The organism is Olsenella kribbiana (genome assembly GCF_036408795.1).
Classification (GTDB): Bacteria; Actinomycetota; Coriobacteriia; order Coriobacteriales; family Atopobiaceae; genus Olsenella_L; species Olsenella_L kribbiana.
The window spans coordinates 17,336-42,794 of the sequence record NZ_JAZGJP010000005.1; the positions used below are offsets into that span (position 1 = coordinate 17,336).

Annotated in this window: 23 protein-coding genes; 2 read left to right on the top strand and 21 right to left on the bottom strand. The window is 59.5% G+C overall.

Translation table 11 applies throughout. From position 1 onward, the window contains the following. Positions 1–2 precede the first annotated feature (2 nt). From casB to VXJ24_RS04660, 17 genes are all read right to left on the bottom strand, one after another. Entirely contained in the window at positions 3–623 is a 621-nt protein-coding gene (casB, locus tag VXJ24_RS04580; protein ID WP_330971743.1) for a type I-E CRISPR-associated protein Cse2/CasB, read from the bottom strand. A 4-nt stretch (positions 624–627) separates the two neighbouring features. Then, positions 628–2,334 (bottom strand): type I-E CRISPR-associated protein Cse1/CasA, encoded by a 1,707-nt coding sequence (gene casA / locus VXJ24_RS04585; RefSeq protein WP_330971744.1) that lies wholly within the window; start codon positions 2,332–2,334, stop codon positions 628–630. A 187-nt stretch (positions 2,335–2,521) separates the two neighbouring features. Beyond that, positions 2,522–5,551: a CRISPR-associated helicase Cas3' gene (gene cas3 / locus VXJ24_RS04590; protein ID WP_330971745.1), complete on the bottom strand. Its 3,030-nt coding sequence runs from the start codon at positions 5,549–5,551 to the stop codon at positions 2,522–2,524. Between the two features lie 175 nt (positions 5,552–5,726). Continuing rightward, positions 5,727–7,169: a signal recognition particle protein gene (gene ffh, locus VXJ24_RS04595; protein ID WP_330971746.1), complete on the bottom strand. Its 1,443-nt coding sequence runs from the start codon at positions 7,167–7,169 to the stop codon at positions 5,727–5,729. Further along, positions 7,170–8,078: a signal recognition particle-docking protein FtsY gene (gene ftsY / locus VXJ24_RS04600; RefSeq protein ID WP_330971876.1), complete on the bottom strand. Its 909-nt coding sequence runs from the start codon at positions 8,076–8,078 to the stop codon at positions 7,170–7,172. Position 8,079: 1 nt separating this feature from the next. Then, entirely contained in the window at positions 8,080–11,628 is a 3,549-nt protein-coding gene (smc, locus tag VXJ24_RS04605) for a chromosome segregation protein SMC (protein WP_330971747.1), read from the bottom strand. 39 nt (positions 11,629–11,667) lie between these two features. Next, positions 11,668–12,342 (bottom strand): ribonuclease III, encoded by a 675-nt coding sequence (gene rnc / locus VXJ24_RS04610; RefSeq protein ID WP_330971877.1) that lies wholly within the window; start codon positions 12,340–12,342, stop codon positions 11,668–11,670. Between the two features lie 57 nt (positions 12,343–12,399). Further along, positions 12,400–12,639: an acyl carrier protein gene (locus VXJ24_RS04615; protein WP_330971748.1), complete on the bottom strand. Its 240-nt coding sequence runs from the start codon at positions 12,637–12,639 to the stop codon at positions 12,400–12,402. 35 nt (positions 12,640–12,674) lie between these two features. Beyond that, complete coding sequence (plsX, locus tag VXJ24_RS04620) at positions 12,675–13,676, bottom strand: phosphate acyltransferase PlsX (RefSeq protein ID WP_330971749.1); 1,002 nt, start codon at positions 13,674–13,676, stop codon at positions 12,675–12,677. Positions 13,677–13,769: 93 nt separating this feature from the next. After that, on the bottom strand, positions 13,770–13,949 hold the full coding sequence (gene rpmF / locus VXJ24_RS04625; protein WP_330971750.1) for a 50S ribosomal protein L32: 180 nt from the start codon (positions 13,947–13,949) through the stop codon (positions 13,770–13,772). 137 nt (positions 13,950–14,086) lie between these two features. Continuing rightward, positions 14,087–14,665, bottom strand: coding sequence for a YceD family protein (locus VXJ24_RS04630; RefSeq protein ID WP_330971751.1), 579 nt, complete (start codon positions 14,663–14,665; stop codon positions 14,087–14,089). 9 nt (positions 14,666–14,674) lie between these two features. After that, the gene (locus VXJ24_RS04635; RefSeq protein ID WP_330971752.1) at positions 14,675–15,172 is read right to left on the bottom strand and encodes an ATP synthase subunit B family protein; all 498 of its coding nucleotides are present in this window, start codon (positions 15,170–15,172) and stop codon (positions 14,675–14,677) included. A gap of 96 nt (positions 15,173–15,268) precedes the next feature. Next, positions 15,269–15,790 (bottom strand): pantetheine-phosphate adenylyltransferase, encoded by a 522-nt coding sequence (gene coaD / locus VXJ24_RS04640; RefSeq protein ID WP_330971753.1) that lies wholly within the window; start codon positions 15,788–15,790, stop codon positions 15,269–15,271. Further along, positions 15,791–16,369, bottom strand: coding sequence for a 16S rRNA (guanine(966)-N(2))-methyltransferase RsmD (gene rsmD / locus VXJ24_RS04645; RefSeq protein WP_330971754.1), 579 nt, complete (start codon positions 16,367–16,369; stop codon positions 15,791–15,793). After that, complete coding sequence (gene recG / locus VXJ24_RS04650; RefSeq protein ID WP_330971755.1) at positions 16,366–18,525, bottom strand: ATP-dependent DNA helicase RecG; 2,160 nt, start codon at positions 18,523–18,525, stop codon at positions 16,366–16,368. Before recG ends, rsmD begins: the two co-directional genes overlap by 4 nt. A 21-nt stretch (positions 18,526–18,546) precedes the next feature. Continuing rightward, positions 18,547–20,217 (bottom strand): DAK2 domain-containing protein, encoded by a 1,671-nt coding sequence (locus VXJ24_RS04655; RefSeq protein WP_330971756.1) that lies wholly within the window; start codon positions 20,215–20,217, stop codon positions 18,547–18,549. Positions 20,218–20,267: 50 nt separating this feature from the next. Then, positions 20,268–20,612: an Asp23/Gls24 family envelope stress response protein gene (locus tag VXJ24_RS04660; RefSeq protein WP_330971757.1), complete on the bottom strand. Its 345-nt coding sequence runs from the start codon at positions 20,610–20,612 to the stop codon at positions 20,268–20,270. Between the two features lie 388 nt (positions 20,613–21,000). On the opposite strand from VXJ24_RS04660, the gene rpmB reads away from it, so the two are divergent. Continuing rightward, positions 21,001–21,189 carry a 50S ribosomal protein L28 gene (gene rpmB / locus VXJ24_RS04665; protein ID WP_330971758.1) on the top strand — a complete coding sequence of 63 codons (189 nt, stop codon included), beginning with the start codon at positions 21,001–21,003 and terminating at the stop codon, positions 21,187–21,189. 109 nt (positions 21,190–21,298) lie between these two features. Here the strand turns inward: rpmB and VXJ24_RS04670 are convergent, their stop codons facing one another. Further along, a complete protein-coding gene (locus VXJ24_RS04670; RefSeq protein ID WP_330971759.1) occupies positions 21,299–21,985 on the bottom strand; it encodes a thiamine diphosphokinase in 687 nt (228 codons plus the stop codon). A 143-nt stretch (positions 21,986–22,128) separates the two neighbouring features. On the opposite strand from VXJ24_RS04670, the gene VXJ24_RS04675 reads away from it, so the two are divergent. Next, positions 22,129–22,314, top strand: coding sequence for an FmdB family zinc ribbon protein (locus VXJ24_RS04675; protein ID WP_330971760.1), 186 nt, complete (start codon positions 22,129–22,131; stop codon positions 22,312–22,314). Between the two features lie 128 nt (positions 22,315–22,442). Here VXJ24_RS04675 and VXJ24_RS04680 read toward each other — a convergent pair whose 3' ends face one another. The 3 genes from VXJ24_RS04680 to def are packed head-to-tail and all read right to left on the bottom strand — an operon-like array spanning position 22,443 to position 25,392. Further along, positions 22,443–23,906 carry an RsmB/NOP family class I SAM-dependent RNA methyltransferase gene (locus VXJ24_RS04680; RefSeq protein WP_330971761.1) on the bottom strand — a complete coding sequence of 488 codons (1,464 nt, stop codon included), beginning with the start codon at positions 23,904–23,906 and terminating at the stop codon, positions 22,443–22,445. After that, complete coding sequence (gene fmt, locus VXJ24_RS04685; RefSeq protein WP_330971762.1) at positions 23,903–24,820, bottom strand: methionyl-tRNA formyltransferase; 918 nt, start codon at positions 24,818–24,820, stop codon at positions 23,903–23,905. Before fmt ends, VXJ24_RS04680 begins: the two co-directional genes overlap by 4 nt. 5 nt (positions 24,821–24,825) lie before the next feature. Next, complete coding sequence (gene def / locus VXJ24_RS04690) at positions 24,826–25,392, bottom strand: peptide deformylase (protein ID WP_330971763.1); 567 nt, start codon at positions 25,390–25,392, stop codon at positions 24,826–24,828. Between the last annotated feature and the right edge of the window lie 67 nt (positions 25,393–25,459).

Sequence of the window (25,459 nt, forward strand, 5' to 3'; positions counted from 1 at the left end):
CGCTATTCTTCTTTGTCATTCTTTGTGCTCGTCGAAGATCCGACGCGATAATAATCTCTCGCCCATGCCTCGAAGACTTCCTGCCGCATATCTTCGAACTGGAGCTTGAGCAAATCGCCGGCCAACCTGCCGAAATCAAGCTGAATCTGGCTATCTGCCGCATGCATGAGCTGTATCAGAGCCCGAATTCCATTCTCGAGAGAATTGAAGTCTGTTGCTGATTCCAGCACAGCCATACGTCTCCTGACGCCGGGAGCGCCTTTGTCATCTCCCGATGCAATGCGTCCGCATGCCGAACCGAAAGTACCCTCGTTTCCCTTGGAGCCAATCAGAGCAACAGGATATTTCTTCGATTGCTGGAGCATTGCATAGTATCTGAGAGATGCACGTATGCTGAGCAGCTCCTTGTGCTCGACTGCTGGTCCGTATCCCAAATCAGGCAAATCCTCGAAGAGTTCCTCTCCTACGACAATCCAGGGTGCTCCTCCCTGCTGGTCGGTCTTGCGGAGACGCGCCAGGCTCGCACGCGCCGAAGAGGAGCCTGCCAGATAGGCTGACTGCAAGCCTCCGACTTTGCGATTGACGCATATGCCAAGTGTCTTTGCACATGTTGATATGAACATGACATCACGCCCCTTTCGCATCCGAAACAGCCGCGTTGGCATTCGTGCCTTCCGCAGCGACGTTCGGTTTTCCCAGGATCTTGTTTAGGCTGCCGTGAAGGATGGCAACAGCCCGTCCGGCAGTCATGCCCTCATGCTCGTCAAAGAACGAACGCTGGGAGGACTGCACGTAGCCATTCGCGATGCTCAGCAGCTTGAAATGAACTTCCTGCTTCCAGGATTCGCTGAAGTCATAGGCTTCTTCCTGGTTGCTCGGAAAGTGCGCAAGCCGGCTGCGGCATATCGAATCAAGCTCGCTGTATGCAAGCTCTCGAACCTTCTCGCGCTCAGCTCGCGCAACATCTTTTGCTGCCTTATCGCCCGCTGCACGCTGTAGATTGGAAACGAAGTTTACCAGTGCACCTACAGACTGATCGACTAGGTCCACCACCTCTACAGCTCTCTTGCATGAAGCGGCATCATGAGACAGCAGGGATGAGCTCATATCGAACACATCGTCTATGGCATCCGAGAAGACGCTGCTTTGAGTGCCATATGTCATCCCCTGTGCATGTATTGCGAGCACCGGCAGATCATGGTCATCTATTGCATGCACCGAACGCAGCAGCTCTGCCCACCTGACAACGCCAGGCCGCAAATCATCTCCTTCAGCAGAGACAATCGAACTAAGACCTCTCCAAATGGATCTCGAAGAATCATGCACTTGCGGCATGCGAGGAGGAACGGGAAGGCCAAGACGCTTCTGCTGTGCCTCGCTCCTTCTCCAGGCTGTCATAGGTTCAGCGGCATCTGCATTCAGAACGCTTGGAATATCGCCGTAGCAGCTGATGACGCCGGTGACGCGTTTTCCGTCTGCTGAGGGGATGAGACGCATCCTTCGCGACTGCCAGGTATACGCCTGAGCAGGACCGCAGGGCTCGCCCGGCTTTGCGTCTTTGAGATCGAAGCTATGTGAATCGAGCTCCCACGCAGGAATATCCTTTTCATCCCCTACGATTGGAGTGGACTTCCGGTTGGAATCATAGAGCACCCAATTGAGCATCAGCGTCTCAAAGAGCGAATGTCCCTCAAGGAAGATGCCGCCTTCTGCCCCCAGCATTCCAGTTCCAACAGAGCCTTTCGGAGCATAGACCTTTCCTGACTTCACATGAGTGTTGCCAACAACAGCAGGCTTGATTCCTGCTGTCGCATATGACTGCTGGAAGATCAGCCACCTCGCAGCTTCTGCGAAACTCAGACTTTCGAGCGTGCCCTTATCCCTCATGGAAAACAGGTACTTGTCATCCTTGGGAACATCTGCAACCAGCTCTCCGACCCCGTCCGAATCCTTGCCTGAGTAGACAAGACCGGGAGTCTGATAGAACGGATGCTGGCTGTCAAAGAGATCGAACCTGTCCTTGAAAAAGTCGAGGTACTGGCAGATGGGCTCCATATCAAAATGTCCAGCTTGCCAAATCTCTCCCCAAGTCTTCAGAAGACTTTTTTCATCGTCTCCTTCCGGCAAAGGATAGGCACGGTAAAGAACTGCCAGCATCATTCTGTATATAGGCAGGACTTGTTCTGGGATGTCGCCTGACAGCTCTTTGATAGAATCTGCTTCCTCGAAAGCCGTTTTGAGCGAGATTTCTCCCAAGCTTCCATCCAGATACACCGCTGGCATCCATGCGTCCATGCAAAGATCGAACGATGGCTCTTGCTTCTGGTCTGTCATACTTCCTCCTCTCTTTCAGACCGTTTAACTCATCAACCCCGCCGATGCGGGGAACACTTGCGACCCTTCACATAACACGGGTCATCCCCAGCATCTCAAGGGAACAAGTCCATATCCGCCTCCCCTCATCAGAAGTTATCGCTTTGCTAGCTATAAATATAAACTCAACTGTTATGTGAATGTAATTCTATCCGCGAACGGTAGCCAAACCGCTATGAAGGGAATACTCCAAGACCTTGCCATTGAGCTCAGTCTGATACTCGCTATTCTCCCCCTGATGCATGACAAGAAGAAGCTGTCCGGCGAGCCATGGAGACTGCTGCCAGCATGATACGTATGGCCACGATTTGTCTTCTAGCTCATGGATAACGTTGTCGATGTCCTTGAGCGGGCAGATAGAAAGAGGCAGTCTTACGGCGCACTGCAGCAAGAGCGATGCCGCTGCACGTTCCGGCTCGCAGTCACAGGGAAGCTGCGCTCCCTTTGGCACATCCTTGCTGCCAACCCAGGGCATGAGGGCGATGCCGCCATCCTCTGTCTCTCTAACCAGCAGCACTTCGACAGTTTCCTGCGTATCGCGGACAGCACGTTGGCCTTTGTCGGAGTCTCTTGGATCTTCTTCCAGCACCTGCTGAGATTCGGCAAGCTCGATCAGGCTGCCATCGTTTTTTGCAACTTTAGCAACATCATGCAGCAGGTATGTCTGCGCCCTTTCCGTCTTTCCCTCGTTCTTTTTCGATCTTTCTTTGCAGGCTTTCTCATACCTCGCCATCCATGCATCTGGGATGAGCGCCTTCACTGCATCGGAGTATGCAGTCCTGACCAGCCGCGGTATGTCATGTGGCAAAGAAATTTCCGTGTCTGCCCTTTCATCTGCCATCCCCAGCATCGCAACGCTTTCAAGCAGCGTCGCCTGGTCATATACGTTTGCTACCCCCAATGCGAATTTCGGACCATCCTCGCTCCATTCGGAAATGCCCCTGATGAGGCACCGTGCCCGTCTCAGCGGCTCTGGGCGACTGCATTCTGCAGCTCCTCTTGCATGCCTGTGCGTTCTGCCCAAGCGCTGCAGCAACAGGTCAATTGGTGCAATATCGCTTATGAGCACATCGAAATCGATATCGAGCGACTGTTCGAGAACCTGTGTCCCGACAACGACAAGAAGGGCAGGTCTCATGCCATTCTCGACAGTTGCCTCGGGACCCAGCTTATCCCTCAGGCTCTTCTCTCTTGCAAAACGATCTATATCCATGAACCGGGAATGATCCAGTACAACTGCATCCTGTCCGAAGCATCCAGAAAGCACCCGCTCTGCCGCCTGTGCGCGACCTACCGTATCGCAGATGATGCCCACGCAGCCTCCATCCTTGAGGAGCTGCTTCAATGTCTCTGCAAGAGTCTCGATATCGTCTCCGATAAACTCGGCACTGACGGTGACACTGCGTCCAGATGCTGGAACTTCAGTCCACTTCTCTTTTAGCCCCTCCGTATAGGTCAGAAGCGGATATGCGCCGAGTGCAGGTTCATCCGCAGCGGCTGATTCATCAGAAACAGCAGAGGCCAATTTCTTCCTGAGATATGGAGGCAACGGTTTTGCGGACTTGTTATCTGCAGGCCCATCAGCTGCCCCTCTGCCAGAAAGATATGATCTGACCATGCTCTCTTGCTGGCCAATAGGCAATGTGGCTGAGAGCAGTATTGCTGGCACGTGCCAGAATCCTAGCCACTCCAGAAGCCGTTCGAGATACTGGCGCATATAGAGGTCGTAAGCATGACACTCGTCGATGATGACGACCTTGTTCGTTATGGCAAGCTGGCGAAGGGACAGATGCCTCATGCAGAGAGCTCCCATGAGTACCTGGTCGACCGTGCAGACCACAAAGTTTGAAAGCATGCCACGCTTGCGTCCCAGCATCCATTCAGAGATTGTCACACCATCCGCTTTGCCATCATCGTCTGTATGGACCTTGCGGGACGCTCTCCAAGATTCTCTGATGATGCCCTGGAATTGCTCGTTCAGCCGCGATTTGCCATGTGCCAGATAGATGCTTTTCTCATCCCCTCCTTCTGCTTGAGGAAGACGGTCAAGCCATTCATCGACACGACTAAACATTGCATCGGTCGTTGCCATGGTCGGCAGAGCCACGCAGACGCCGCCCATGCCGCAGCGATATGCCATAAGCTCTGCAGCAGCAAGAGCTGCCTCCGTCTTTCCCTCTCCCATAGGAGCTTCGATGATGAGGAGTCCGGGATCTTTCGTCTCCCAAGCAATCTTTGCAGCAGCGACCTGCACAGGCCGTGCATGCGCCCCTGCAGGAAGATTGAATCTCGATGCGAAGTATTCTTCGAACGGCTGCACGACAGGAGGCTCTTCATTCCATGACGGAAGTATCGATGCGTTCTGCCAGGCTCTATCAACTCTTCCCTTCAGCTTTTCATCGCCAATCGAGTCATAGACAGAGCAGGTAGGGAAAAGGTCCTGGTTGCTTGCCAGCCAGTCTGCCATGATGAGGAAACCGTCTACCAGGCTCTCTGTAGCCACAGTCAGATGGTGATGGGCGATTCTCCGGAGATGCGCTTCATCGATACCTGCCATGCTCAGGGCATGATCGATGAGCTCGTTCTGGACTTCCTTCCAATTGCCGGCGCTTTCTGTCCATCCAAGCTCCACCAGCTTGCCTTCTCCATCGCTGATGCGGGAAAGGCTGGGGAAGTTGCCATGATGAGCACCGATGATGCTTGCGATGGCGTCTATCTGTCTCTTGCAGTGCCAGGAATCCTGCTGCTCTTCTTCGCCGAAGACCTTGGATTCGAGGTAATCGGCAAGGATAATCTCGCCGGCTATAGGGTGTGTCGGATCTTTCTCATTTCGTAAGGTCTCTCGAACATGCAGGCCAGCCTCTTCCGGCATGCTCCGCAGATCGGTTTTCGCCTCGAAGATCGGAGTTGCCTTTCCGACATCATGAGCCCCGCAGATGAAGATGACGAAAGCCCTCGCAAGCTGCTCGTCTCCATCAAATGCCCCAGCAATGACTTTGCGTGTCGATTTCGGGAGCCATTGATCCCAAAGCTTGCCTGCAATGCCAGAAGCATCGCTCAGATGGACAGAAAGTGGAAGCCAGGTCGGATCGCCCTCTTCATTGGGCTCGCCTGTCTTGCCCCAGAGGGAACGTGCCTGTTTGGAGAGCACATGCTGTACCTTTGCTTCTTCCGACATCCTCATCACCCGCTGCAGTAGGCATATCGATAGGAGTCCCGCTTTCATACAGCACTCTAAACCATGAGCCAGACAGAAATAGGTATTCGCGCTGTCGGGAATCTAACAGGAAGAGCCTCCCAGCATGGGAGGCTCTGACCAAACGCTTTATATGCAGTTGAGCATGAGGTACGAGCTACCAGCCGCGCCTTCTGGAAGCACGATTGCCGCCACGGCCCATGCCGGGCATGCCGCCCATTCCAGGCATGCCGCCCATGCCCTGTGCCTGCCTCATCATCTGCTGGAGCTGACGATTGGAGATCTTGCCGTTCTTGGAAGCCTGCTGAGACATCTGGCGCATCTTGCCAATCATCTTGTTCATCTCGCTCCACTGCTTAAGGAGCTGGTTCACTTCCTGGACCGTCCTGCCGGAACCGGCAGCAATGCGCTTTCTCCTCTGGCCATTGATGGTCTTGGGCCTTGCCCTCTCCTCTTTTGTCATCGACCGTATCATGGCCTCGATGCGCTTGAGCTGCTTCTCGTCCTCGATATCTCCTGCCTGCTTGAGCATGCGCTCGCCACCAGGCAGGGATGCGATGATCTTCTTGACGCCGCCCATCTTTCGGATCTGCTGCATCTGGGTCAGCATGTCGTCCATGGTAAAGCCCTCGCGCAGCATCCTCTCGGCATCTGCAATGGACTGCTCGTCAGCCGTCTTCTGGGCCTGCTCGATGATGCCCACGACATCGCCCATGCCGAGAATCCTCTTTGCCATGCGGTCAGGATGGAAGACCTCGAGGGAATCCGGCTTCTCGCCCATGGACACGAACTTGATGGGCTTGCCGGTCACGGCACGCACCGAGAGTGCGCCGCCGCCACGGGCATCGCCGTCGAGCTTCGACATGATCACACCGTCGAAGTCGACGCGCTCGGCGAAGGTCGAGACGACGTTCACAATGTCCTGGCCGGTCATGGCATCGACGACCATGAGGATCTGGTCGGGCTTGACCGCATCCTTGATGTCGACAGCCTCCTGCATCATCTCTTCGTCGATCTGGAGACGCCCTGCCGTATCGACGATCACGATGTCGTTCATGCCGTCGACAGCAGCCTTGATGGACTCCTTCGCGACCTTGACAGCGTCCTTGCCGTCACCGCGATAGACAGGGACGCCGATCTCCTTGCCCAAGGTCTCGAGCTGGTCTGCTGCAGCAGGGCGGTGGGTATCGCAGGCAGCGAGCAGGGGCTTGTGGCCCTGGCCCTTCAAGAGGTAGGCAAGCTTCGATGCCGCCGTCGTCTTGCCGGAGCCCTGGAGGCCGACGAGCATGATGACATTGGGCGTCCTGTTCTGTGCAAGCGTGAGCTTCGACTCGGTCGTGCCGAGAAGCTCGGTCAGCTGGTCGAGGACGATCTTCACGACGTTCTGGGACGGCGTGAGCGAATCCAGGACCTCGGCCGAGAGGCACTTCTCCTTGCAGGAGGCAACGAAGTCCTTCACGACGCGGTAGTTGACATCCGCCTCGAGCAGGGCCATGCGGATCTCGCGCATGGCGACATTGATGTCGTCCTCGGTCAGGCGGCCCTTGCCGCGCAGCTTGTCGAGGGTGTCCTGCAGGCGGTCAGAAAGGCTGTTGAACATCTATCGATTCCCTTCGTTCTCTCCCACAAGCGCACGACAGAACGACAGGGCATCGAAGGACTGGAAATCCTCCGCTCCCTCGCCGACGCCGATGCGGTAGATGGGCAGGTTCAGCTGATGAGAGATGGCGACAGCGATGCCGCCCTTTGCCGTGCCGTCGAGCTTCGTGACGATGAGGCCGTCCACATCGAGGGCATCGTTGAATTCCTTGGCCTGGAGAAGGCCATTCTGGCCCGTCGTGGCATCGATCACGAGGACGACCGAGACAGGATAGGAGCTCCGCTTCCTTGTGACATTCACGATCTTGGCAAGCTCGCGCATGAGCTCAGGGCTCGTATGGAGACGTCCTGCGGTATCGATGAGAACAAGCTGGGCGCCCTGCTTCTCTGCCGTATCGACGACGTCGTAGCAGACAGACGCCGGGTCTGCTCCCCTCTCGCGTGTGATGACCGGCACGTCGACCCTTGTGCCCCAGACCTCAAGCTGCTCGATGGCAGCAGCACGGAACGTATCGGCGCCGCCGATGAGGACGCTCTTTCCATGCCTGTGGGCATCTCCCGCAAGCTTGCCCACAGTCGTGGTCTTGCCGGCACCGTTGATGCCGACGAAGAGGACGACGGACGGAAGATCGGTGAAGGGGTCGCGCTCCACAGGAGCAAACTCCTGGGCAAGGCGCTTGGCGAGGGCTTCCCTCAGCTGAGGCGCTGTCTTCAGGTTCTTGCGTGCCGCTTCCTCGCGCAGGTCATCGGTGACCTTCATGGCGACCTCTGCTCCCATGTCGCCCATGACAAGGGTGTCTTCGAGGTTCTCCCAGAACTCCTCGTCGACCTCGCCGCCCATGTAGAAGAGCTCGTTCATGGCCTCGCGCGAGCGGGAGAGGCCATGCTTCAGCCTGTCAAAAAGTCCCATCTTAGGCATCGACCACCTTTCCTGTAGCATGATCCAGCCGCTGCGACACGACATGGCTCACACCATCCGCCTGCATGGATACACCATACAGGACATCCGCCTGTTCCATCGTACGCCGCTGGTGGGAAATGACGATGAGCTGCGTCGATTCCTTCAGGATATCTATTGCCATCAGCAGCTTCCCGAGATTTGATTCGTCGAGTGCCGCCTCCACCTCGTCGAAGACGTAGAAGGGGACGGTACGGGTCTTGTAGACCGCAAAGAGGAGGGCAAGGGCCGTCAGCGACTTCTCGCCGCCGCTCATGAGCGTCATCTTCGCAATCCTCTTGCCCACAGGCTGCGCCACGACCTCGATGCCGGTCTCGGAGAGATGGTCCGGGTCCGTCATCTCGATGTGGGCATGCCCTCCCGGGAAGAGCATCGCAAAGATGTCCTGGAAGTTTGTGTTCACCTGGTCGAAGACCGCAAGGAAGCGGTTCTTCATCTTCCGCTCTATGGCAGCCGTGATCTTCGCAAGCGAGGCCCGTGCGCTCTCGAGGTCCTCCACCTGCTCGTGGATATAGTCTGCGCGCTCCTTGAGCTGCGTGTACTCATCCATGGCAACCTCGTTCACGGGGCCGATCTTGGCAAGCTGCGCTTTGAGTGAGTCACGCTCCTCCTCGAGCGCTCCCCTGTCCTCGGGCTCAGGGAGATTGAGCGCTTCCTCGAGCACGGCGCCTGTCTGTGCAATCGCATTGATCGCGTTCTCGACCTGCACCTCGAGCTTGCCGCCTTCGACCTTGAGGTCCTGCGACGTGGTCTTGGCGCGTTCGAGCGCAGCGGAGGCCTCATCGACTGCTGCCTTCGCTTCGTGGATCGTCTTCTTGAGGTCTTCAGAGTCTGCCTCGGCGAGGCTTGCCTGATCGGAGAGACGACGTCCCCACTCATCTGCTGTCTCGATGAGGGTACGGTAGCGCTGATGGAGCGGGTCCACGCGATCGCGCAGCACATCGAGCGCCTCTGCCGCCTTCTTTGTGGCATCGATGCGCTCTGTGAGCGTCTTGTCCCTCTTCTCGAGCTCGTTCGTCCTTGTCTCGAGATGACGGAGACGCTCCGTGACCGTCGCGAGCCTGAGCTTCGCGTCGGAGAGCTTGCGCTCGAGATCGGACTCTTCGCGCGATGCCTCGCTGCGCTTGCTCGAGAGGTCGTCGAGCTCCTCTGTGAGCTTCTTCACGCGGACAGCTGCCTCGTCTGCCTTGCCGTGATGGAGCTCCACCTCGGAGCGTGCCTTCTCGACCTTCGATTTCGCCTCTTCGCGGCGCTTCTCGACGCCTGCCTTCTCGGACGCTGCCTGGCGTGCCTGCTGCTCGAGGCGTCCTATCTCAGAGGTCACGGAGCTGAGCTCGGCACGGGTCTGAGCAAGCTCGCCCTTTGCCTTGGCCTCGCTGTCGCGGGCACCGGACAGCGCCTTCTCGAGCGAGCGCTCCTTGGTCTCTGCCTCTTTCTGTGCCGCTTCGAGCGCTCCCATGCCATCCTCGAGGGCACGGATGCGGCGCTTGCGCTCAAGGGCGCCCTGCTCGACGCCACGGCCAGAGCCGACGACGCAGCGTCCGTCCGGAAGCACCGTGACGCCGTCCTTCGTGACGAAGGTATAGGCAGGCCACTGCTCGTGGGCCTCTATTGCCGCACGCGCAGTGTCGACGATGCGCACATCGCCGAGAAGAGCGGAGAGCAGCTTCTCTGCACCCTTCTGTGCATGGACAGAATCGATCAGGGCTGTGCCTGCCACGCCGTCTGTTGAAGGGAGCTCTGTGGCTGCTGCCTTCTTCGAGACGATCGTCGCCGTTCCCTTGGCACCGCGGATCCCGAGAGCCGACGACGCTACCGTTGCAGCATCCTCAGCATCCTCCACGACAAGGGCTGCCATATCGTCGCCCAGAAGGCGCTCCACGAGGTCGTCGAGCTCAGGCGGCACGTCGAGCGCATCGCCCAGGCGGCAGACAATCCTCTCCTTCACATCGCCGCGCTTGGCAAGAGCACCTGCAAGCGGGCTTGCACTTTCCTGCGAGGCATCGACCGAGCGAAGCGCCGAAAGCGAGGCTTCGGCCTGCGAGAGCTTGCGGCGTGCATCCTCGAGGGTACGCCGTGCACCTGCTGCCTCGTCCTGGCTCTTTCGGATCGTCTCGTGGGCCGCATCTGCACGTTCCTGTGCAGCGGTCCTCGCCTCTTCGAGCTCAGCCTTGCGTCCGCGCCTCTCTGCAAGCGTCTCTTCGCAGACGGAGAGCGTCTCTTCGAGGCTTGAGATCCTGCTTGCATACATCTGGTCCTCGACCTCGGCATTCGAGATCTGGTCCTTGAGACGCGCATAGGCGACGGTCTCCTGGTCGGATTCCCGCTGCGCTGCGCGCTGTTCGCCCACCAGCTTCGACTGGCGGTTTCCAAGCTCGCGGCGCCTGTTGGCTGCGTTCTGCACTTCAGGCGTGAGCTCACGTACCTGACGCTTGAGCTCGTTTGTCTGCACCTGGGCATCGGAGAGGTCTCCCTGCATCTCCGAGAGCTCGCGTGCGGCATCTGCTTTCTGCTTCTCCATGGACGAGAGGCTCGACCTCATCTCGGAGAGGCGGGAGACCATGTTCTTGCCCTTCTCCTCCAGGATGCGGATGTCTGAGTCGAGATGGGACTGGATGTCCTGCATATGGCGGCGCTGCTCGCCGAGGTCGCCTACGAAGAGGCCCTTCTCCTCGAGCAATGCCTGGAGATGGTCGAGCTCGTCGGTCTTCTTCTGGAGCTGGTACTTGCCGAGGTCGACGGCGGCATCAGCTTCCTTCTGGCGCTGCTGGAGCATTCCATGCTGTGCCTGGAGCTGGCGAAGATCGTCCACTGCCAAAATCTGCGTGACTTCGGAGAGACGGTCCTGGATCTCATGGCTCTTCTGTGCCTTCGTGACCTGACGCTCGAGCGGACGGAGCTGACGCGTGATCTCGCGCTGCACATCCTTGGCACGGGTCAGGCTCTGGTCCATGCTCTTGAGCTTGCGCTCGCTTCTCTCCTTGCGCCTCCTGTGCTTCGAGATGCCGGCTGCTTCCTCGATGAGCTCGCGGCGGTCTTCCGGCCTGCTTGCGAGGACCGAATCGAGCTTTCCCTGGGAGATGATCGAATGGGTGTCCTTGCCCAGACCCGAGTCATGGAGGATGTCCTGGATATCGAGAAGACGTGCCGGAGCTCCGTTGATGAGATACTCGGACTCGCCCGACCTATACATGCGGCGGGTGATCCCCACCTCGTCGAAGTCGATCGGCAGCGTATGGTCCGAGTTGTCGAGCACGATCGTGACTTCTGCCATGCTCACGGGCTGCCTGGCCGAGGAGCCGGAGAAGATGACATCCTCCATAGCCTGGCCACGGAGCATCTTGGCAGACTGCTCTCCCAGAACCCACAGGATCGAGTCGGAGACATTCGACTTGCCGCTGCCATTCGGTCCCACCACGACATTCAGGCCTGGGTCGAATGTCATGCTGGTCTTGTCGGCAAATGATTTGAAGCCCTTGAGGGTCAGCGACTTGAGGTACACGGGTGGGAAAGCCTTTCGGATGCGGGAGGAAAAGGACTGCTACTGGATTGGCTTGCGGAAGTTCTCTTTGAGACGGCGCAGTGCATCTTCTGCTGCTGCTGTCTCGGACTCCTTCTTCGAGGAGCCGGATCCACGTCCGATGCGGTTGCCCTGCACAAGCACGACACTCGTAAAGGTCGGATTGTGTGCAGGCCCTTCCTCGCTCTCGAGCTTGTAGACCGGAGCGCACTTGAGGTCCTTCTGCGTGACCTCCTGGAGCCTGCTCTTCGGAGAGAGCGGGCGCTGTGCACGCTCTGCCACCATGTAGGGCGAAAGCGTATCGCGCACGAACGTGTGCGTCCGCTCATACCCTGCATCGAGGTAGAGGGCGCCGACGATGGACTCGTAGACGTTCTCGAGCGCCGAGTGCATGCCACGGGCACCCGTCCCCTTCTCCGACTCGCCGAAGATGATGAGAGAGCCGATGCCCAAAGCCTCGCCTACCTCGGAGAGCGTCGCTCCCGAGACAAGCGAGATCTTGAGACGCGTGAGCTGTCCCTCGTCCATGTTCGGGAACTTCTCGAATAGGTCGGTCGCAACCATCGCGCCGAGGATGGAGTCGCCAAGGAACTCGAGGCGCTCATACGAGGCCCAGATAGGCTCGTTCTCCACGGCCGATGGATGCGTGATGGCAGAGACGATGAGCTGACGGTTCTCGAAATGGTAGCCAAGCATCTTCTCTGCAGCAGCGACGTGTTCGTCTACGTATGCAGCTGAATTGTTCTCTTGCACCTACAGGACCTTCTCAATCGCGTCGACAGCATCCTTCACGGAGTCGATGCTAGCAAGCACCTCGTCGGGAAGCGTTGCGTCGAACTCTTCCTCGAAGGCCGTGACAAGCTCGAGACGGTCGAAGGAATCTGCGCCGAGGTCCTCGAACGTCGTGGCTTCTGTGATCTTCGAAGCATCGGCGCCGTCGATCGTGTCGGCGACGATGTCCTTCACCTTTGCAAGAATCTCATCGCGGGTCATGAGCTCCGCCTTTCTCTTGTCTGGATATACGAGGCCTATTGTACCCGGTCATTCGTGAGGCTGCAGGATTGCTGGATCTCGAGCGGCAGACGGGCGCGCACAACCTCTGCGCAGGCAAGCGTGGCTGCCTTGACAGCTGCTGCATTCGAGGAGCCATGGCCCTTCACGACAGGAGCGCGAAGGCCCAGAAGGACCGCACCGCCGTAGCGGTCACCGGAAAGCTCCGATGCCACAGCCTTGAGGGCAGGCTTCATGAGGAGGGCACCGATGGCTGTCTTCTTGGAAGAGCCCGCCTGCTCCTTGATCTGCGCGACGAGGAACTTGGCTGTGCCCTCGATGCTCTTGAGCGCCACATTGCCCGTGAAGCCATCCGTGACGATCACATCGAACGTGCCGTTCAGGATATCCGTGCCTTCGGCATTGCCGACAAAGCCGCAATTGCCCTCGGCAAGCGCCGCATGGTATGCGAGCGCCATCTCGGAGCCCTTCGTATCCTCGGAGCCATTCGAGAGGAGGCCCACCTTCGGATTGTCGGTGCCGAGCGCCACCTTTGCATAGGCACGTCCCATATGGGCGAACTGGACCATGACCTCAGGCTTCACATCAGCGTTCGCGCCAAGGTCGAGCATCACGGTCTTGTGGCCGCCGACGCCGGGACACGGCAAAGCGAGCGCCGGACGCTTGATGCCCTTGATGCGGCCGATACCGAAGGTGGCAGCCGTAAGGACGGCGCCCGTGGAGCCGAAGGAGCAGAGTCCCTCTGCCTCGCCTGCATGCACGGCTGCAGATGCGCGCACGATGCTTGAATCCTTCTTGGTGCGGATGGCATTGGCAGGATGCTCGTCCATATGGATGACCTCGGTCGTCACCAGCGGACGTGCCCCTTCATGCTTCTCGCAGAACGGCGTGACATACTCGTCTGCTCCAGCCACAAGGACCGTCAGGTCGGAATCAGCGGCGAGCGCCTGCGCTACGCCTTCGAGGACGACTTCAGGCCCCTTGTCTGAGCCCATCACATCGACACAGATGGCTGTCATGTCTGCTCCCATCTCTTGCCTGGCCCCATAAGGAAGGAGGCCGGCCCCAGAAGGGCCGGCCTCCCAGGCCACGTCTCTGTTGGATAGCGCGAACTACTCGGTGACGACGACCTCGCGGTCCTTGTAGTAGCCGCAGTTCGGGCACACGTGATGCGGAAGCTTAGGTGCACCGCACTGTGGGCAAATGGAACGAGCCGGAGCGGCGAGCTTGCTGTTGGCCGAACGACGAGTGTGCGTGGCGCCGCGACCCTTTTTCTGCTTAGGTACTGCCATCTTGACCTCTCTTTGACCTTCTGACGCCGGAGTGCATACCGGCGGTCTTGCCTCAGAAACACACAATAAGACACTATACCACGCACATGCTATCGATGCGCGCGAACAGCAATTCTACATCTTGGACCTATTCGGTGCTACTTGTCCAGATGGAGATCTTTCAGAACGGCGAACGGGTTCTGCGCAAGCTCTTCCTCTTCGCGCTTCTTCGCGCAGCCACAGTCGCTTTCGTTCAGGTTGGCGCCGCACGTCGGGCAGAGGCCCTTGCAGTCAGGCTTGCAGAGCACGACGTAGGGCGTATCCATCAGAAGCGCGCCCATGAGGGCATCGGTGATATCGACCGTGGAATCGTCAGAGACGAGCGCATAGTCGACGCCTGCCTCTTCCCCATCCTCGTCCTCGCTCACCTGCTCGGCCGCATCGTCCGGAGCCTTGAAGAGATAGTACTCGTCCACCTCTCCTGCAACATCGAACTCAGCAGGCTCGAGGCAGCGGTCGCAGGTTCCCACGACATGAGCCTTCAAGATGCCCGTGAGAAGTATGCCTTCGCCGGCATTCGTCAGCACGACATCGTAGTCGAAGCCGCCCGGCAGCTCGAAGTCATGGTCGCCCAGGCTATAGCCGTCGATATCCACATGCCCGGCCTGGGGCACGGAATCGCCGGGATTGGCCAGGCGCTCATCGAGCGCAATCGTGATATTGAAATCTCTGCTCATGCAATCACGCTACCAAGGCACATCGTTCGTGTTGTTGCGCGGGCCCGAGTTCTCGGAGAGCGTCTGGCGCGTGCGCGTCACCGTGCTCGTGAGCGACTTCAGGTTGTCCTCGAGGTGTGCAAGCACCGTGTCGGCATACTCTTCCGCGTTGTAGCGGGTATCGCGCTCATACTGGGCAGCCTGGTCGCGGATGGAGTCAGCCTGCTGCTGGGCGATCCTCACGACCTCCTGGTCGCCTGCCAGGATCATGGCCTGCTGCTGGGCATCGGCGATGATGGAATCCGCCTGCTGCTGCGCACGCTGGATGGTCTCCTGCTGCTCCTTGACGATGCGGCGTGCCTCCTGGAACTCCGTCGGGAAGACACGGCGGATATCGTCGATGATCTCGTAGATGTCGTTCGCATCCACGATCTTGCGGCCGCCACCACCGGTAAGGGGAGTCTTCGCCTCGGTGACAAGCTGCTCAAGCTCATCGAGCAGGCTTTCGGTTTCCTCACCTGGCTGCATTCTCGGCTCCTTTCAGGGCACACAAGGGGCAACATGCCCCTTCTGGCATCACTTCATATTCCATACCAGAATACCGCTTCATGCGGCCTTCGTGCATCAGCGTGCCTGTGCAAAATGCTCTTTCAAGGCACAGGAGACGCTCGGCGGCACGAGCAGATTCACATCCGAACCAAATGAGGCAAGCTCGCGCACGATCGAAGACGACACATAGCCATATTCCGGACTCGACATGACAAATATACTTTCTATATCCGGAGCAAGGCGCGAATTCAAGCTTGCCTGCTGCAATTCATATTCAAAATCCGTAATCGCGCGCAGGCCCTTGACAACGCCGCCAGCCCCTACCTCATGGCAGAAGTCGACAAGCAGGCCCGTGAGCGGCTTCACATCGACGCCTTCTGTCACGTTGGCCTCTTCGAGCGCCTGCTTCACGAGGTCGACACGCTCCTGGAGCGTGAACATCGTGCCATTGCCGTGCTTGCCGCGGGAGAGCGCGACACCGACCGTGACCCTTGGGCAGATCTTGAGCGCGCGCGAGATCACGTCGATATGGCCATACGTCACCGGATCGAACGTGCCCGGCACGACGAGGTGCGTGATGGTGGATGATGCAGCCATTCATGACTCCTTTATCTTCCAGAGCTCCACGGCAGTGGAGCCATAGCGTTTGGACTTCAAGAGCTCTGCTCCTGCAAGCGGAAGCGCATCTCCCGTGGCAGAGCGCTCATAGAGCACAAGGCATCCTTCCTTGAGCATCCCCTGCTTCCTGGCTTGATCGACAAGGGCCGCCACCTCTTCTGCCGGCATCTTGTAGGGAGGATCGAGGAAGACCGCATCGAAAGGAGCGCCCGGAAGAGAGCCCCGGGCAATCGCTGTGGCCGTGGCAGAGGAGATGACATGGGCCTGCTCGCGTCCTGCCCCGACAGCAGCAAGATTTCGCTTGATGCGGGCTGCTGCCTTCCTGTCCTGGTCGATGAAGGTCGCTTCCTCCATGCCGCGGGAGAGCATCTCGATCCCGAAGGCACCAGAGCCGCCGAAGGCATCGAGCACATGCCTGCCCGAGAGGTCGAGCCCGAAGGCGCTCTCCATCATGGAGGCCAGGGCTTCCCTCACCCTATCCGTCGTCGGGCGTGTGACAGAGCGTCCCTGAGGCGCTTCGAGGGGATGCCCCTTCCATATGCCGCCGACCACTCTCACGCCCGTTCTACCTCCTCGAAATAGGCACCGAAGCGTGCCCTCATCTCCTGTGCCAGAAGCACATGCTCAGGCTCTTCCAGTGCCGGGTCTTCCTCTGCCACATTGCGCGCATCCACGTAAGCATACTGCACAAGATCGGTATCCTCGGCCAGGTCTGCGACGCGAAGCGCCACGCCTCCCGACTGCCTATAGCCCAGAAGCTCGCCTTCATGCCTGAGCGAGAGGTCGAGCTCTGCAAGCTCGAAGCCATCCGAGCTCTTCTCGAGCGCAGAGAGGCGCTTTCTTGCAGGAGAGCCTTTCCTGGCTGCCGCAACGAGGAACACCTGCCCCGAGATCTTGCCTCTGCCGACACGGCCTCTCAGCTGATGGAGCGTGGCCAACCCAAAGCGGTCTGCATCGAAGACGATCATGACGGTGGCATTCGGGACGTCGACACCGACCTCGATGACGGTCGTCGAGACGAGCACATCGATCTCGCCTGCCGCAAAGCGCCCCATCACCTCATCCTTGTCCTGGGCAGACATGCGTCCATGGAGAAGGGCGACGCGCATGCCGGGAAAGACATCGCGGGAAAGCCGCTCTGCCGTCACGGTTGCCGCATGGAGCTCCTTCGGCTTTGCCTTCATCGCATCAGGCACGTCGTCGAGCTCGTCTCCCGTGTCCTTCGCATCGACCAGCGGGCATACGACATAGGCCTGCTGCCCTTTTGCCACAGCCTCTCGTATGGCCCCATAGGCAAGATCGGCATTCTCAGGCGCGAGCACCTTTGTCGTTATCCCTGCACCCTTGACAGGGCGCTTCCTGATCCTCGAGACAGAGAGGTCGCCGTAGACAGAAAGCGCAAGCGTCCTCGGAATCGGCGTTGCTGTCATGGTCAGAAGGTCTGCACCTGCACCCTTGTTGCGAAGAAGCGCCCTCTGCCCCACGCCGAAGCGGTGCTGCTCGTCGATCACGGCAAGCGAGAGATGGGAGAAATTGACATCTTCGGAGAGTATCGCCGTCGTGCCGAAGACGGCCGTGATGGCTCCCGACTGGATGCCTTCCGTTGCTGTCCTGCGCTCAGCTTCGGGCGTGGCACCGGTTATGAGTGCCCACCTGATGCCTGCTTCATCGAGCACCGGCCCCATCTTCTCTGCATACTGGCGCGCCAGCACCGAGGTCGGTGCCATGACAGCAGCCTGGGTGCCAGTATCGGCGACAGCACCGATCGCCACGGCGGCAACCGCCGTCTTGCCGGTGCCGACATCTCCCAGAAGGAGACGGTTCATCAGGTGAGGAGAGGCCATGTCGGAGAAGATCTCGGATACGGCAGCATCCTGCTCATCGGTAAGGGCAAAGGGAAGCGCTGCGCGGACTGCTGCCGAACGAGGTCCGTCCACGATGTGCTGCACGGGAGCAAGCCCCTCGGACTCGAGCCGCGTGCGTGTCAGGAGCGCAAGCTGCAGGAGCAGGAGCTCGTCGTAGGCAAGCCTCCTTCTTCCGCGCTCTGCTGCTGCCATGCTATGCGGGAACTGGACCTGCCGTATGGCTCTGGCCTCGCTCATGAGCCCATGGAGCGCCACAAGGGAGGCCGGCATGAAGTCAGAGACATCGCCCAAGTCTGCCACGGCAGAGCTCTCGATACGCCTCATCCAGGCCTGCGTGATGCCTTCTCCCACGGCATGTACCGGAAGTATCCGGGCAGAAGCGCCTGCCTGGTCCTTTGGTCCCAGATTCTCGAAGAAGGGGCTCTTCATCTCCTTGAAGCCATAGCTGAAGGAGATCTTGCCCTGAAGGACAAGCACATCGCCCTCGTGGATCTGGTCTGCTATCCAGGGCTGCTTGAAGAACGACACGACAAGCACGCCTGTATCGTCGAGGACGGAGACCTCGACGATCTTCATGCGGGGACGTGGCTGCTTGACCTTCACCTTGTCAGCAACGCCTCTGACCGTCGCCTGCGTGCCGACATCGGCAAGGGCGATCGGTGTCACACAGGTGAGGTCGATATAGTGGCGGGGCAGGTCCAGGAAGAGGTCCTGGACGGTATGTATCCCGAGACGCTCGAGCGCCTCCTGGCGTGTGCCCGATACATAGCGGAGCCGTCCGATACCATCGGAGAGGGCACTCGTGCGCAGAAGGCGCTCCGATGCTGCTCCGATGCTCGGACGGCTCATGGAATCATTCGCTGCCAAGGGCTACTCGATGGAGAACACCACCGGATAGAGCGGCTGCTCGCCACGGTGGGAATCGATCTCGAGGTCAGGCTGTGCCTCCTCGATGGCAGAGATGAGCTTCTCGAAGTCCTCGTCGGACATGTCCTTGCCGGCCAGAATCGTGAGGGTATCGCCCTCCTCGTCTTCCTGCATCTTGTTGATGAGGCGGACGCAGACATCCTGGACATCCTTGCCGACGACGACGATCTCGCCGCCCTCGATGCCCATAACGTCGTTCGCATGGATCGGCGTGCCGTCAGCGGCTGCGGAGTCGCGCACGGCCGTTGTGACCTCGCCGTCGCGGATATCGGCGATAGCATCGGTCATCTCTTCGGCGTTCTCTTCTGCAGAGAGGCCCGTGTCGACCGCGAACATCGCAGCGAAGGCCTGAAGGACGGTCTTCGTCGGGACAACCGTCACCTTGGCCGTATCGCAGGCATTGGCGGCAGCCTCTGCTGCCATGCGGATGTTGCCATTGTCCGGAAGGACGATAACGTTCTTCGCATTGACCTCTTCGATGGCAGCAAGGATGTCTGCCGTCGAGGGGTTCATCGTCTGTCCGCCAAAGACCACGACATCGACGCCGAGGGACTTCAGGATATCTGCCTCGCCAGAGCCAGCTGCGACTGCGACAAAGCCGAGCTCCTTGCGCTCAGGCTTGGCTGCTGCCTTCTTGTCAGCTGCAATCTTCTCCGTGCGCTCATGCGCCTCGAGGTCCATGTTGTGGATGAAGACCTTGAAGATCTGGCCAAGCTCGAGCATGTGGCCGAGGACCTGGTCAGGACGGTTCGAATGGACATGAATCTTGTAGTCGGGGTTCGTGCCGACCAGAAGCTCGCAGTCGCCCATGGAGGAGAGGAACTTGAGCGTGCCTTCCTCGTCGAAGTCGGGGCTGTCTGCCTTGAAGAGGAACTCGGTGCAGTAGCGGTACTGCGAGCCCTCCCAGTCATCATTGAGCTCGATGTCCACAACATCCGAGACATGGGACTTCGCGTCATCCGTGCTCTCGACGGTCGTCTTGAAATCGGAGACCTGGCCTTCCTTGCCTTTGAGCGCATTCACGAAGCCCTCGATGAAGGTGGCAAGGCCGAAGGCGCCCGAGTCGACGACGCCATTCTCCTTGAGCACCGGGAGAAGCTCCGGGGTGCGGGCAACGGACTCGTAGGCCTCGACGACGATTGCGTCGAGCGTCTCGTCCGGGCTCATGCGCTTGAGCTCGCAGGAGTCTGCCTTTGCAGAGACATCCTTGAGGACGGTCAAGATCGTGCCCTCGACCGGCTTGCGGACTGCCTTGAAGGCGACCTTCACGCCGCGGCGCAGGGCATGGGCGATATCGGACGTTGTCGCTGTCTCGCCCTTTGCATCGCAGAGGCCTTCAGCGATGCCACGCAGAATCTGGCTCGTGATGACGCCCGAGTTGCCACGGGCGCCCATGAGGGAACCATGGGTGATGGCCTTGGCAATCTCTTCCATCGAGGCATCCCTCGGGAGCGCCTCGACCTCCTTCACGACCGTGTTCAGCGTGAGGGACATGTTCGTGCCGGTATCTCCGTCAGGTACCGGGAACACATTCAGCTTGTTGATCTCCTCTGCCTTGTCTGCCAGCACCTTGGCGGCAACAGGGAAGCATGTGCGTACTGCGGTGGAAATCATTCTTGAACCCCTTGGTTCTCTTCTGCTCTTCCGATGGGCCAGGCTGCTTGTCAGTGGACGCGCATGCCTTCGACGTGGATGCGCACGTCCACATTGTCCAGCTCGGCAATCTGCTTGAGCAGGAACTTGACGCCGCTCGCAAGGTTCTGGGTGACCGAAGCGATATTCACGCCCTGCTCGACCACGACATGGAGATCGATAGCGACATGGCCATCCTCATGGGACACGCCGATGCCACGGCGCAGGCGTGCAGTCGGAAGGAGCCGGATGACCCCATCCTCTTTTCCGATCTCTGCCATTCCCACGATGCCATAGCACTCCATCGCGGCATAGCCGGCAAGGTCGGCGATGCAGTCGTTCGAAACCCTCAGGCCTCCTGGAACGGGCTTTGCCATATCTATCTCCTCTCACGTGCCCCGCGCGGGACACGGGCCAAAGACAAATCAAGCTGAGTATACTCCAAGCACGCAGAATCGCCCTCGATGCTTGGGTCTTGCCACACTCTCCATGGTATATGGTCTCCTTGTGAACCCCAAGAGCAACTCCGCCAATGTCAGGGCATCTTTTATGGACGAGCTGGCATTTTTCTGCTGGGGAGCTACAATACATCTCTGCAAGCAAACGAGTTGCCCCCATGGTCCGCCCTGCTCCGCTGCACCTCCGGGTTTCTCCATAAATGTCCCAAGAACTCGCGATGAAGCTTGCGGGCTTAATAGCCTGTGGTATATTTAGAAAGCTATGCCAATCCGGGCGCACCTGCGCCGCCCATGGGAGGTCAAAGAAATGTCTAAGGTCTGTGAGATCTGCGGTAAGCACGCTGTAGCTGGGCGTTCCATCAGCCACTCGCACCGTACCGTCAACCGTAAGTTCAAGCCGAACATCCAGCACGTCACCGTCGTCGTCGACGGCCGCAAGCAGAAGATGAATGTCTGCACTGGCTGCCTGAAGTCTGGCAAGGTTGCCCGTTCGTAGGCTGCGCACACACTGCATGCTTGAGAGGAGCCGAGGCCAAATGCCTCGGCTCCTTTTCTGTAGCGGCTCTGCCTGATAATGGCAGGCGGAAAGCAGTGCCTCCGCTCCCCTAGTCCGTGTGTCCGAGCTCCTGAAGCAGGAACGCAGCGACCGTTCCCTCATGGCAGACAATCTCTGACACGTCTTCCGTGATCTGGTTCGAGACGCCACGGTCGTCGAGGATGCCAAGCGCCGAGTGGTCGGGGCACCAGAGCATGCCGCGCTCGGTCACGACAGAGCGCGCTGCGAGAGAGAGTGCCGAGAACGTATGGCCCTTGGCCTCGGCCCCAAGCTTCCAGGACGTGCCTGCCACAAGCATGCGGCACACGAACCTGTCCTCATGAAGCACGAGCGAGCCACCGGCCTGCGAGATGGGCTCTGCAGATTCTGCCATGACACCGAAGACGCCGAGCGCATGGTCAGGACGCCCTCCCGAGACGCAGGTACAGACAAGGTCGAGCGGCTCTTCGCGCTCTTCTGCTTCCTGCCGTGCAAGCTTCACCGCAAGGCCGAAGTCCGTGTCATCCTTCATCCAGGGATAGCGCTTCTCAGGCAGAGGCAGGCTCCGCATCGTCTCGAGCGCCCCCTTGCCGACAGAATCCTCGTCGCCGCAGAAGAGGTCGGGCGCAATGCCTGCTGCGCAGAGCATCTCTGCGCCTTTATCTGCTGCAATCACATAGTCTGCTTCATGGGCAAGCTCTGCTACAAGCTCTGTGCTCGAGGGTTCGGGTGACCCTCCGACGATCAATGCCTTCACGCGTATCCTTCCCGCCATCCGTCCAGTCTTGGGCATTACGTGTCTTGGTGGCACAAATGCCAGCTATTGGGTACAGTTAATCCTGCTGGCTCGTGTGCAGGTACATCCTGCATCCTATATCTGAATACGACGGAGGCATACAGATGGCTCGCTATGATTATAAATGTCCGGCATGCGGCACGACGTTTGAGGTGGAGCATCCCATGTCCGCCCATCCGAAGGTAAGCTGCCCGAAGTGCGGCCATGAGGCACAGCAGGTCTTCGAGCCGTACGGCATCAACTTCAAGGGCTCAGGCTTCTACAACACCGACCAGAGAGACAAGAAGTAGTTCTATCCTGTCATAGATAAAGATGGAGCACGGCAGATGCCGTGCTTTTTCTTTGCCTCAATACGTTTATGCCTCCCGCTTCCATTGCTGGATGCGGGAGGCATATCCGTCTGATTCCCTGCTCTTTGCTACTTCCTCCTGAGGACGCAGCAGAAGTGCCCGTCGGGCCCTCCGAGCAGAGGGCTCGATCGGAAGAAGCCCTCGTCGGTGACGGGAAGCGCATCCTGCGCTTCAGGCCAGAGCACCAATGCCGGTGCCTTGCGCACATCCTCGACCGCAAAGCCTGCACCTGCCTCGCAGCTGAGGAAGCGCGAGACGATATCCTCGTCCTCCTCGCGAAGCACCGAGCAGGTCGCATAGACGAGCCTGCCGTGGGGCGCGACCTTGGCTGCCGCAGCCGCAAGAAGCGCGAGCTGGAGCTGCGGCAGCCCTTCTGCGCTCTCCGCATCAACGGCTGAAGGCTCGAGCGACCAGGAGATCTCGGGATGGCGGCGGAGGGTACCGGTGCCTGAGCACGGTGCATCGACGAAGACCGCGTCGAATGTGCCGGACATCTCCTGCGGGAGATTCCTTTCCTCGCCGAGTTCTGTCCCATCGAACGCGACACAGCTCACGCGTCCATCCCAGCCGCCCTTGGCAAGGCGTTCCTGGGCAAGCTTCGTCTTGAACTCCTCGGAATCGAGCGCGACGTAGCGCGCCCTGTCTGCCTTCACGCCCTCGCGTTCTGCCAGCATCTTCTGCGCCGAGAGCAGAAGGAGCGTCTTCGTGCCCCTTCCCTGTCCGATCTCGAGCATGCTCTCGCCTGGACGCGGCGCCGCAATGAGCGCGACCTCCTGGGCGGAAAGATCTGCCGGCACGGCTGAGACCGCACCGACAAGGCCCGAAGCGAAGAGCTTCTGCGGGTGCCTGAGCTCGCAAGCGCCTGGCAGGCCCTGTGCCTCCGGGGCAAGGCCTGCCTCCGTGAGCTTCCGCTCAAGCGCAGAGGCATCGGTCACGCCGAGATTTGCGGCTACATAGACCGGTGCCGGCTCCGCGAGAGAGGAAAGCGCCAAGATGGCCTGAGGCATGCCAAGAGAGGAAGCGATCCTTTCGCAGAACCATACGGGCTGGCCTGTGGCACATGCCAGATCTTCTGCCGTTGCCGCCGCCGGTGCATCCGCAAGCTTTGTCTGCGCTTCATGGCAGGCCGGCACATCCTCTTCGAGGATGCGGTGGAGGACCGCATTGGCAAGCCCTGCTGCCTTGGGGCTCTGGGAGCGCACAAGCTCGACGCCCTGGCTCACGGCAACGGCAGCCGGCGTCTTCATGAACAGGAGCTCGAAGGCAGAAAGCGCCAGGGCATCTTTCACTTTGGGCTCGAGATGCCCTTTGCGTGAGAGATGCGAAGAGATGGCAGCATCGAGCGCGCCTCTTGTCTGGACGCAGCCAAGCGCCAGCCTCGAAGCGAGCGCCCGGTCCTCAGGCGAGAGCTTCTCGAGCACAGGAGAGGTGCGCATGAGGTCGCGCAGGCGTGCAGAGCGCCTCCTCTGCTCAGAGACAAGCGAGAGCGCGGCAGCGCGCGCCGGAGAGAGCTTCGTCTTCCTTCCTGTCACGAGAGATGCTCCCAGGTGAGCTCATCTGCATGCTGGCCCCGTGCCCAGGCAGAGGCCTCCATCTCGCGCTTGCCATCAGGCTTCACGGAAAGCGCTGCAAAGGCACCCTCGCCGCAGCCGAAGAGCACCTTGCCGCCGGCAAGCTCCACCTTGCCCTGAGCCACAGAAGCATCTGCCGACTCTGCCTTCATGATGCGCAGACCCTTGCCGGACACTGCGAGACGTGCTGGTGCTGCATCGCTCGAGGCCTGGACGCGGTGGAGGTTCTGGGCAGCAGAGTCTACCGAATCGAGACGCATCTCTGCCTTCGTGACCTTCGGGGCGAACGTCACAAGGCTCTCGTCCTGCTTCGTCCACTGAGCAGTCCCCGCCTCGATCTCCTTGAGGGCAGGCACGAGCTCTCTCGCGCCAAGCTCGCCAAGGGCCTGCGTGAGCTCCATGTCGCCCATCGTGCCCACGGGCACGGATGCCTGGCGGCAATAGTCGCCTGCATCGAGGTCGTGCACGAGCTTCATGATCGAGATGCCGGCACGCTCATCTCCTGCGAGGATCGCACGCTGGATCGGGGCGGCGCCACGCCAGCGCGGCAAGAGCGATGCATGTACATTGATGCATCCGAGAGGTGCAAGCGTGAGCACTGCATCCGGCAGGATGCAGCCGAAGGCAGCGACGACGATGATGTCAGGGGAAAGGGACCTGAAGTGCTCAATGGTCTCTTCTGTCATCCGCTTGGCCTCAAGGACCGGGAGGCCGAGCTGTGCAGCCTCTGCCTTCACAGCAGAGGGCTCCAGCTTCTTGCCGCGCGAGCGCACAGCATCAGGCCTTGTCACGACCTCGACGACGTCGAACGCCTCATCGAGGGCCGCAAGCGATGGCACCGCGAAATCGGGGGTGCCCATGAAGATGATGCGCATGCCGATCACTCCGCCACATCGCCCGGACGGGCGCCATTGGCCAGTGCCTCGTTGTAGGCACGAAGGGCCTTGACCTTCTTCATCGGCGAGAGATGGTCGACCATCGTGATGCCGTGGACATGGTCAATCTCATGCTGCAGGCACACGGCAAGAAGGTCTCCTTCTGCCTCGTACTGCATGAGCTCGCCGTCGAGGTTGTAGGCATGGACGATCACATGGGACGGACGCTCCACATCGACCGAGATGCCCGGGAAGGAGAGGCATCCTTCGCTGTAGCTCCTCATCGGGCCATCGGCCGTGATGACCTTGGGATTGAGAAGGACGTAGGGGTTCCTCTTCTTGCCGACATAGTCGACATCGATCACGACGATCTGCTTCATGACGCCGATCTGGGGGCCGGCAAGGCCGCAGCCATCTGCAGCGTACATGTCGTCGAGCATGCGCTCGGCAAGCTTTCTCGTCTCAGGGCTCACGATCTCCTCTTCCGTGAGCGGTGCGCACTCCTCCTCGAGCCTTGGGTCGGGCGAGAGCACGATATCTTCAAGCAGCTCCTCTTGCTTCTTGCTAGCCATGATTCTCCTTATGGTCGGGAGCAGCAGCTGCTGCTCCGGCTTGTCTTTACAATCCTCTATAGTACCC